This window comes from Dankookia sp. GCM10030260 (assembly GCF_042666655.1).
In the GTDB taxonomy this organism is placed as follows: Bacteria; Pseudomonadota; Alphaproteobacteria; order Acetobacterales; family Acetobacteraceae; genus Paracraurococcus.
The window spans coordinates 1-8,312 of sequence record NZ_JBHTDE010000047.1 but is presented as its reverse complement, the minus strand read 5'-3'; the positions used below and the strand labels follow the sequence as shown (position 1 = coordinate 8,312).

Genomic DNA, 8,312 nt, shown 5'->3' with positions numbered 1-8,312 from the left:
AACCTCTGGGCGCGCCTCAAGGAATGGCGCGCCGTGGCCACCCGCTACGAGAAAACCGCCCGATCATTCCTCGGCGTCCTATCCCTCGCTGCCACCTTCGATTGGCTCAGGAGCTAACAGGCCCTAGTCGAGAATGACTCCGGCGTACTCGTCGGCAGGGGCGAGATGCCAAGCCCGAGCAGGATCAGAAAAGTCGTGAGCGCGCCCGCATAGGCTTTGCCGAACTTCGGATCGGTGGCTGCTCCACTTCCGAACAGAAGTCCCACGACAAACACGGCAAGGAACAGGCCGAGCAGGGTTGGCCGAGTATCCACGACGGTGAACACGAACGATGCCACCACCCCGCCCAAAATATTGACCAGAACCAGATCGAATGCGGCGCGCCGGCTTGTGGCTAGATCCAGCTGATTAAGAATCGAGGCGACTGTCACCGGGATCACAATCGCCGACGACAGACGGCTGTCCACAAGGCAGAGGACAACCGCGGCAACGAGGATCGACGCGTTAGCGACGGAGCGAAGTAGGGCGAACACGACAGGCACGGGTGAGATCGGCGGCGCCGCGGCCATGCCACCTGGATCAGGGAAAAGTGCGTGAGCAGCCCAGGCAAGCAGAGCACCCCCCCCTACGGCGACGCCGAAAAGAACACTCATGGACTCGCCGAGGTCTTGGTGCAGCATGTTCATCAGCGGGACCATGATGGCGATTACCAGGACGAGGAAAGGCGCCTGCCCGCCTTTCCCGGTCGCCTGCGCGAAGAAGCAGCCGAGATAGAGAAGCCAAAGCATCGCTGTGAACAGCGCCGGACGGCTGCCGAGGAGCGAGGTCATCAGGTCCAGTCCCTGACCAACGCTGATGATCAGGATGGCCATGCCGAATGCTTGCGCTCCCTTGAGCGGGCTACGGCTTGCCACCAGGAACTGAGCGGCGAAGAGTGGTGCAAGGAAGGGTGTGATCGAGCCGGCCGCTACCATCATGGTCATGCCCCCGGCAACGGCAACGGCAATGCGGAGCGCCTGCTGTCGAGCGCGCTCTGCTTCGTGTGCTGTCGGCGCGGCAGGCACAGCGCGGACGGTAGCCATGTCAGCTGGCATAGGTGAGCATGGCGATGAGCCGGATCCAGAATGCGCCGATAGCATTCATGACGGGGTTGCTGCCCGTATAGATGACGACATTGGCCTGCGAGCCATAGCGCACGCCTTGGGGCGGCCTTTCGTCAAAGACCAGCCGGACAGCGAAGCGTTGCGGCTCACGGATCCAACCAGTGTCATTCCGGAACGTCGGCAGTCCCGCGTTCGATGTGGTTTCCGACGCTACCCCCCACCCGATACTCTCGACCCGTGCCTCGAACAAGCGGCCCGGGAAAGTGTCGAAGACGACCTCGGCGGTGTTGCCGCCGCGGATGTGCTCCAAGCTGTTCTCCTTGAACGCCGCAGAAATCCAAATGGTACTGGCATCCAGAAAGGTGAGTGCGGCCTGTCCGGCGCCGATGAAGTGGCCCGGCGAGAGCTGAAGGTTTGTCACGACGCCATCCGCAGGCGCGTTTACTGTCGTCCGCGTGACGTCGAGACGCGCCCGTTCCAACGACGCCAAAGCCTCGCGAATTTGCGGATTTCGGTCATCAACAGGGCCGAGTTCCTGACGGGCCTTCTCCAACTCCGCCTCAGCCGCCGCGACCATCGCATCACTGCGTTCGAGACCTGCCTTGGCTTCGTCATAGCGGGCCGGCGGGTAGACGCCACGCTGCACCAGCTGCATCACGCGCCCTGCCTGCTGACGAATGTTGTCTCGGTTGGCGCGGGCATCGATGACACGGGCCTGCGCGGCATCGACGGCGGACATACTGGCCCCAACGCCCTGGCCGATGCGCAGGAGCCGCGCCTCCGCCTCCTCGACGGCAATGCGATATGGCTGTGGGTCGATTGTGAAAAGCGCCTCTCCGGTGCGGACTGGAGCGTTGTCCGCGACAGCGACGCTCGAAACACGGCCCGGAACCTCGGCCGCCATTTGCACAACATAGGCCTGCACCACGGACTGCGACGAGGACGGCGTACTGCGTTCCATGGCAATTGACACAGCGAACAGCAGGACAAAAGCAGCAAGAACGATCAACGCGATCGAGCGAGACGAGCGGGGTTTAGGCGACGACAACGTGCGATTTACCTCGAGACTTGATGTCTCCGTCATCCCGATCCCCTCCAATTCAAGGCGCGTAGCAAAGGTTGCTGCCGAAGCACTGCCATATTAGGCGACTGAACGGTCCGCTTCAGATTGCCCGCCGGCGAGCGTGCGCAGTTCCAACGTCACCAATCGGCGTTGCCAAGCCACATCAAGTTGGGGCGGCATCACCTGGGTCAGTGACAACTGCCGTTCGGACGAACAGGGCCCGGACCTTTGCCCAGAAATTGCCGCCGAGCACAAAGAAACTGGCAACCAACATCAGGTCGCCGAGGAGTTGAAGCTGCCATAGGTTGGGCCGGAGGCCTGGTGCAAGGGTATCGACGTAGGGTTCCAGCCAACCCGAGATTAGGGGGAGGCAGAACATGACCAAGCCAATTCGGTAGCGTGTGCTGCTGACGATCGCGTCGGGTGCCAGTTTGCCCGCGTACCCGAACAGCATTCCTTTGAGCTGTTGGAAACCCGCTTTGCCCATGACGCCGATGACGGCGAGAAGCAGCAGCTTGTTTGCAATAAAAATCGTGCCGGTCAGGGCGGCTATCTTGCTGGCTGGTAAGCCGATCACCGCCGCCAGCGGGATGAACAGCCAGAGGAGAAATGCCAACACGAACAGCGCGATTCCGAGCTTGAACCGCCAGCCGACGGACCCTGTCCCAGTCTCTGTCGCATTTTCGTTCGCCATCGATTAAGCCTTCTTTCGCGTCAGAGTTTGCTGCGCCCGGTCGGCGCTCAAACCGCCTGGATGTGCAGTGCCGCTGGATATCGGTGTGTCGCCCGACGGTGGTTTGGAGCCCGCTTTGTGTCGGCCGTCGGGCCTCAGCGTGTCATAGGCTTACCACTGATTGCGACCGCTTCGGTGAAGGTGACGTTCGCGTGCATAATCAATGCCCACGCTGCTTGAGAAAGGCTCGAGCCTGCCGCTCGCCGTCGGCCATGAGGTTTGCAGCGAGTGCCGTGCTACGGTCGAGCTTACTGGCATGGTCAAGTGATTCCTGCAGTCCAGCAGACATCTCGATGCATGGAATGTGGTAGGGCCGGTCGGGCTCCTCGCGGTAGCATTTCGGGATGCCGATTGGCGCTTGTACGTCAAAGCCTTGCAGGAATTCGGGGCGGAACGCGTCGGCCAGCAACAGGTCGTTGATGAAGCCAATGGAGCGCAGCTGCTGAAATAGTGAGACATTGCCGACCAACTCGTTTCGACGGTCCGCGATGGCATCCGGCGAAACCGGCACATTGGCCGAGCCGGTGGCGTTGATTTTAATGACCCAGATCTCGTCGGGGATGTTTTCGGCTCCCACACATCGCGCCCTGATCAACTCGTTGATCGGCGGGTTATCGGAGAAAAGGCCGTCCCAGTAGGCACCACCGTCAAACTCGACTGCGGGAAAGATGCTTGGCACGGCGCAGGAGGCCAGGATGTGCTCGACGCGCAGCGCGGAAGCTCTTGAGGTGAACTGCGCCAAATGGCCGTTGAGCACATTCACTGCGCCAACCAGGAGTACCGGGCGGAGCTCGCTCGGCCCCCAGCTTCGCAGTTCTTCAAAGTCGATATGCGCCTCAAGCAAGGCACGCAGGTCGGTGAAGTGGGGACGGAATACCTTCGCCACCATACCCGTCGCCATCTGCATCATGGCGGAGCTGGGGCTTCCTTGGCGGATCGCCACGTGGCCGCTGCTCACCGCACGAAGCAAGCCAACGGTGTAGCTGTTGAATGCCTCTTCGGCAGGTGACTGTGCGGTGTTTTCGGCCCAGAACTCGGCTAGGCGTTGCCAAGGAACCGGGTCGCGCTTTCTGAGTGCATACCATGCAAGCGCCGCGCAGATCGAGCCGCCGGAGGTCCCGGAGAGGCTGACGATCTCGAACCTGTCGTGCACCCGTGCTTCGAACAGAGCCTTAAGGGCGCCAGCCGTAAAAGCCGTCTGGCTGCCACCGCCCTGACAGGCGATGGCGATCTTCAGTTTGCGCTCCATTGTAATCTCCAGGAGCATGCGCGCACACGGCGCTTGGCGTCGGGCAGGCCATGCTCAATCTGCACGCCGTGGCAGCGAAGGCGTCAGCCCGCCTCGAACGCGTCGATGATCACCTCGGGCGAGGGCGGCTCGGTACGGACTGAAACCGCGGCGCCGAGCGGCCCCGCAAGCTACCGACAGCGAATGGACGGGTGGGCATGTACATGAATCTCGGCCCTGTGGCTCAGGTCGTGTCGGTCGGGAAAAAGACTACAGTGGACTTGGCGTCGCTTCCAGAGGCCTTCTCCCGCTGAGCCATAACATGTGGCTCGACGAGCCCTGGTTGAGGCTTTCGTCAACCTCGGCAGGTCCTGCCACGGCGCACCATCTTGCAGCCTTTGATCTTGGTTGGCCTCCCTACCTGTATTCATCGGCTCCGCGACCTTGCTCAATGCCTTCGCCGCGGTACGGCACGAGATCTGAGTGAGCAGGGCTTCGTTGTGTCCAGACAGTCAATCGGGCTGGCGAATCCCCCTCCAGCTCTGCGCGAGGGCATTGCCTATGCCCCACGCTATGACGCATGACTGGCCAAAGTCGAGGCAAGAGCCCGATCGAAAATTCTGATCTACGCGGAGGGCTTTGCTGCAAGGCGCTGAAGCATGGTGGATCATGGACGTTCGCCTTGCATCACTGCAGCGCCGGCGTGTCACTTGGGACAGGCGGCGCTGAACGAGTGAGCCCACACGTAGCGGCGGTTTCATGGCGCTCATGGACGCATTTCCAATGCGAATTGCGCTTTCGTTTGATCACGCGGCACCGCATGATCGCTGCGGGACGTTCGTCGACTAGGCCGTCCTGCTACAAAATCGTTCGGACGTGGAGTTGGGTTGGACCCGACCAAGTGTCTATCTGTCGTGAGGTCTCCGATGTCCAACTCTGACATGCCACTACGGGCGGTCCTGCCGCCCCGCCGCTCGCTGCTCACCCTCGCGGCCGGCGGGGTGGCTGCCGCGGCACTCCCCGCCTGCTCCCTTCCCACTCGGCTGCCCGCGGTGCCGCGCGGCGGCGCCAGCACCGCCACGGTACTCGGCTTGCCGAACGAGCGTTTCTTCCCGACCGAGGCCGCCGGCCAAGTGGCGCTACAGCGGGAGTTCGTCGCCGCCGGCCAGCGCAAGCTAGTCACGCGCGGTCTGCCCCCGACCGCGCCCCTGCCGGAGCTGGACCTGCTCGGCATCTCGGGCGGTGGCGAAAACGGGGCCTTCGGCGCCGGGCTGCTAAACGGCTGGACGGAGCGCGGCGACCGCCCCGAGTTCTTCCTGGTAACCGGCATCAGCACCGGGGCGCTGAGCGCCCCCTTCGCCTTCCTCGGCAGCGCTTGGGACGCGAAGCTCAAGAGCGTCTACACCGACATCACGCTTGCCGACATCATCGTCCAGCGCAACTTCACCGCGGCGATCTGGCATGACGGGATGGCCGACAATACCCCGCTGTTCGGCACGATCTCCCGCTACATCGACGAGGCGCTGCTGACCGAGATCGCCCGCGCCTATGACGGCGGGCGGCTGCTGCTGATCGGCACCTCGAACCTCGACGCGCAGATGCCGGTGATCTGGAACATCGGCGCCATCGCCAAGAGCGGCCATCCGAAGGCGCTGGACACGATCCGGCGCATCTTGCTGGCGTCATCCGCCATCCCCGGCGCCTTCGCCCCGGTGCTATTCGACGTGACGCAGGATGGCAAGCCGTTCCAGGAGCTGCATGTGGATGGCGGCGCCTTCGCCCAGGTCTTCCTCTACCCCAACAGCGTCTCGCAGTACCGCCGGGAGCGGATGGCAAAGCGGGTACCGGTGGCGCCGGCGCGGGCCTGGGTCATCCGCGACGGACGCCTTGATCCCGAATGGGCTTCGGTGGACCGGCGGACGATGGGCATCGCAAGTCGGGCGGTCGCCTCGATGATCTCTTCCGCGGGGTACAACGACGTGTGGAGGATCTATTCCGCCGCCGAGCGCGACGGCGTGGACTACAACCTGGCCTTCATCGGCCGCGACTTCACCGTGGAATACGATAAGCCCTTCGAGCAGTCCTACATGCGTCCGTTGTTCGAGTACGGGAGGGAGCGCGCGCTGCGCGGCGACGCCTGGGTGAAGCGGCCGCCAACTTGAGGGTGCCGAGGTCGATTAGGACGTAAGGCAGCGGATATAGGTCACCCTCCCAGCAGCGGGACGCCGATAGGGACTCGCCGATCCTCGTTCTGCCAGTCGGCACACCCATTTGACGCAGAACGGCCCTGCAAACCGCTGATGATATTTCGGAAGCCAAAGCCCATCCACACGCGGCTTCCTCACCTTCAGATTGTCGGTGTCCATATCGACGTAAGATATGGATGCCCCCTTCTCACGAATCCCGCTTATCGCGTGTGTGGATGCCCCCTGCGGGTCAAGGCGCATCTGCAACGCTGGCACCGAGAGCGCGGGTGCGGTCATGTGTCCGGCCTCTGGTTGCAGCCGGTTTGGCCGCGGGCCCTGATGAGCTGCGCGGAACGAGGGGCGATCAGGTGAGCGCGCTCGGGAGCGCATCGCGATAAACGGCCTCTCTCGTTACCGGCTCGCCGGTCTCTCGCTGTCATCGCCGCTTTGGCACCTTGGCCCTCGCTGGGTGCGGCCCCCGGCGAGCTCGGACGCGACCCTCAGGCGGCGGTCGCGGCTGTGTTGTAGGTTCCTCCCCGGACCAGCAAGGCCCAGGCGACGCGGGCCATCTTGTTGGCCAAGGCAACGGCAGCGACCTTGAAGGGCCGCCGCGTCAGCAGGCGCGTTGCCCAGTCTGCCGCGTCCGGGCTGCGCTTGGCATGGCGCAGGCGGCTCGTGGCGCCGAGCACCAGCAGCCGGCGCAGCATGGAGTTGCCCTGCTTGGAGATCCGGCCCAGGCGCTCCTTGCCGCCGCTCGAGTGCGGCTTCGGGGTCAGGCCGAGCCAAGCGGCGAAATGCCGCGCCGAGGCAAAGCCGTGCGGGTCGGGTACCAGCGTGGCCAGGGCTGTCGCGCCAATCGCTCCAATGCCGGGGATGCTCGCCAGCCGCCGGGCCACCTCGTCCTCCCGCGCATGGCGGACCATGCGGCTGTCGAGCCGCGCGATGCGCTGCTCTAGGGCTTCCAGCTGTCCCACCAACTCGCCCAGTGCCTCGCGCGCCAGGCCAGGCAGCCGGGTATCATCGTCGTCGCGCACCACCGCGATCAGCTCGGAGAGCTTGCGCCCCTGCGCCGCAACGATGCCGTATTCGGCGAGATGGGAGCGCAATGCATTGATGGTCTGAGTGCGCTGGCGCACCAGCATGTCGCGGACCTTGAGCTCCACCAGGCTCGCCTGCTGTGCCTCGGTCTTGGCCGGCACAAAGCGCATGGTCGGGCGCGTCACCGCCTCACAGATCGCCTCAGCGTCCGCCGCGTCGGTCTTGCCGCGCTTGACGTAGGGCTTCACGTAAACCGGCGGCATAAGCCGCACCGTGTGACCAAGGCGGGTGAGCTCGCGGGCCCAGTAATGCGCACCGCCGCAGGCCTCCATGCCTACCAGCGCAGCCGGCAATGCCGCGAAGAACTCCAGCAGCTCCGCTCGGCGCAGCTTGCGCCGCAGCACGACCCCGCCCGCCGCATCGATGCCATGTACCTGGAAGACGCTCTTCGCCAGGTCGAGGCCGATCGTGGTAGCCTTCTCCATGGATGCCTCCTCTCCCTCGTGGTCAGGTTCAGCACCAATCACGCTATGGCACTGCGATGCCGCGGAGCAGGGGGCATCCACCTCATCAGGTGAGGCGGGCGGTCATAAGCGCCGTTATGGGAAAGCCAGACGGGCGGCTGGCTCACGGCCCGGCCATGTAGCGCGCGCTCAGCTCGGCCGAGGTCAGCTCGCGCTGCCGCGGCGGGCCGGTGGTGATGCCGGCCGGCAGCGCCCGCAGCAGCCGGGCCGCAGCCTCGATCTCGGCCAGCCGGCGCTGAATCGCGGCGAAGTCGTCGGCGATCGGGGTCATGGTCGTGGGGCCTTTTTACCAGGTCGGCGACACAACGCTCGTAATTACCCACCCCCCTTGCGCGGGAGTGGGTTGGCTGATTCGATCCTGGCATGCAGCGGGACGCGCTTGAGCGGCTAAGCAAGGCAGAGCTGATCGAGCTGGTGCTGCGGCTGCAGCGGCCGGA

8 protein-coding genes are annotated in these 8,312 nt (G+C 64.2%); 2 read left to right on the top strand and 6 right to left on the bottom strand.

Going from position 1 to position 8,312, the window contains the following annotated elements; translation table 11 throughout:
• Positions 1 to 117: transposase (locus ACFQS7_RS30335; protein WP_380070135.1), on the top strand; the 117-nt coding region annotated here is incomplete at its 5' end.
• Here the strand turns inward: ACFQS7_RS30335 and ACFQS7_RS30330 are convergent.
• The 4 genes from ACFQS7_RS30330 to ACFQS7_RS30315 form a co-directional block, all read right to left on the bottom strand.
• Complete coding sequence (locus ACFQS7_RS30330; protein ID WP_380070880.1) at positions 114 to 983, bottom strand: FUSC family protein; 870 nt, start codon at positions 981 to 983, stop codon at positions 114 to 116. The genes ACFQS7_RS30335 and ACFQS7_RS30330 overlap by 4 nt on opposite strands.
• Positions 984 to 1,083: 100 nt before the next feature.
• A complete protein-coding gene (locus ACFQS7_RS30325; protein ID WP_380070879.1) occupies positions 1,084 to 2,187 on the bottom strand; it encodes an HlyD family secretion protein in 1,104 nt (367 codons plus the stop codon).
• Between the two features lie 142 nt (positions 2,188 to 2,329).
• Complete coding sequence (locus tag ACFQS7_RS30320; protein WP_380070878.1) at positions 2,330 to 2,860, bottom strand: transporter suffix domain-containing protein; 531 nt, start codon at positions 2,858 to 2,860, stop codon at positions 2,330 to 2,332.
• 199 nt (positions 2,861 to 3,059) lie between these two features.
• Positions 3,060 to 4,148: a patatin-like phospholipase family protein gene (locus tag ACFQS7_RS30315; protein WP_380070877.1), complete on the bottom strand. Its 1,089-nt coding sequence runs from the start codon at positions 4,146 to 4,148 to the stop codon at positions 3,060 to 3,062.
• 905 nt (positions 4,149 to 5,053) lie between these two features.
• Between ACFQS7_RS30315 and ACFQS7_RS30310 the strand changes: the two genes are divergently transcribed.
• The gene (locus ACFQS7_RS30310) at positions 5,054 to 6,289 is read left to right on the top strand and encodes a patatin-like phospholipase family protein (protein WP_380070876.1); all 1,236 of its coding nucleotides are present in this window, start codon (positions 5,054 to 5,056) and stop codon (positions 6,287 to 6,289) included.
• Between the two features lie 524 nt (positions 6,290 to 6,813).
• Here ACFQS7_RS30310 and ACFQS7_RS30305 read toward each other — a convergent pair.
• Both ACFQS7_RS30305 and ACFQS7_RS30300 read right to left on the bottom strand, forming a co-directional pair.
• Positions 6,814 to 7,836 carry an IS110 family transposase gene (locus ACFQS7_RS30305; RefSeq protein WP_380070881.1) on the bottom strand — a complete coding sequence of 341 codons (1,023 nt, stop codon included), beginning with the start codon at positions 7,834 to 7,836 and terminating at the stop codon, positions 6,814 to 6,816.
• Positions 7,837 to 7,978: 142 nt separating this feature from the next.
• Positions 7,979 to 8,146, bottom strand: a complete 168-nt coding sequence (locus ACFQS7_RS30300; RefSeq protein ID WP_380070875.1) for a hypothetical protein — start codon at positions 8,144 to 8,146, stop codon at positions 7,979 to 7,981.
• Positions 8,147 to 8,312 lie beyond the last annotated feature (166 nt).

Coding starts and splice junctions, on each gene's coding strand:
- ACFQS7_RS30320 (WP_380070878.1), bottom strand. CDS start 2,860: ATGGCGAACGAAAATGCGACAGAGACTGGGACAGGGTCCGTCGGCTGG.
- ACFQS7_RS30305 (WP_380070881.1), bottom strand. CDS start 7,836: ATGGAGAAGGCTACCACGATCGGCCTCGACCTGGCGAAGAGCGTCTTC.
- ACFQS7_RS30330 (WP_380070880.1), bottom strand. CDS start 983: ATGACCATGATGGTAGCGGCCGGCTCGATCACACCCTTCCTTGCACCA.
- ACFQS7_RS30300 (WP_380070875.1), bottom strand. CDS start 8,146: ATGACCCCGATCGCCGACGACTTCGCCGCGATTCAGCGCCGGCTGGCC.
- ACFQS7_RS30325 (WP_380070879.1), bottom strand. CDS start 2,187: ATGACGGAGACATCAAGTCTCGAGGTAAATCGCACGTTGTCGTCGCCT.
- ACFQS7_RS30315 (WP_380070877.1), bottom strand. CDS start 4,148: ATGGAGCGCAAACTGAAGATCGCCATCGCCTGTCAGGGCGGTGGCAGC.
- ACFQS7_RS30310 (WP_380070876.1), top strand. CDS start 5,054: ATGTCCAACTCTGACATGCCACTACGGGCGGTCCTGCCGCCCCGCCGC.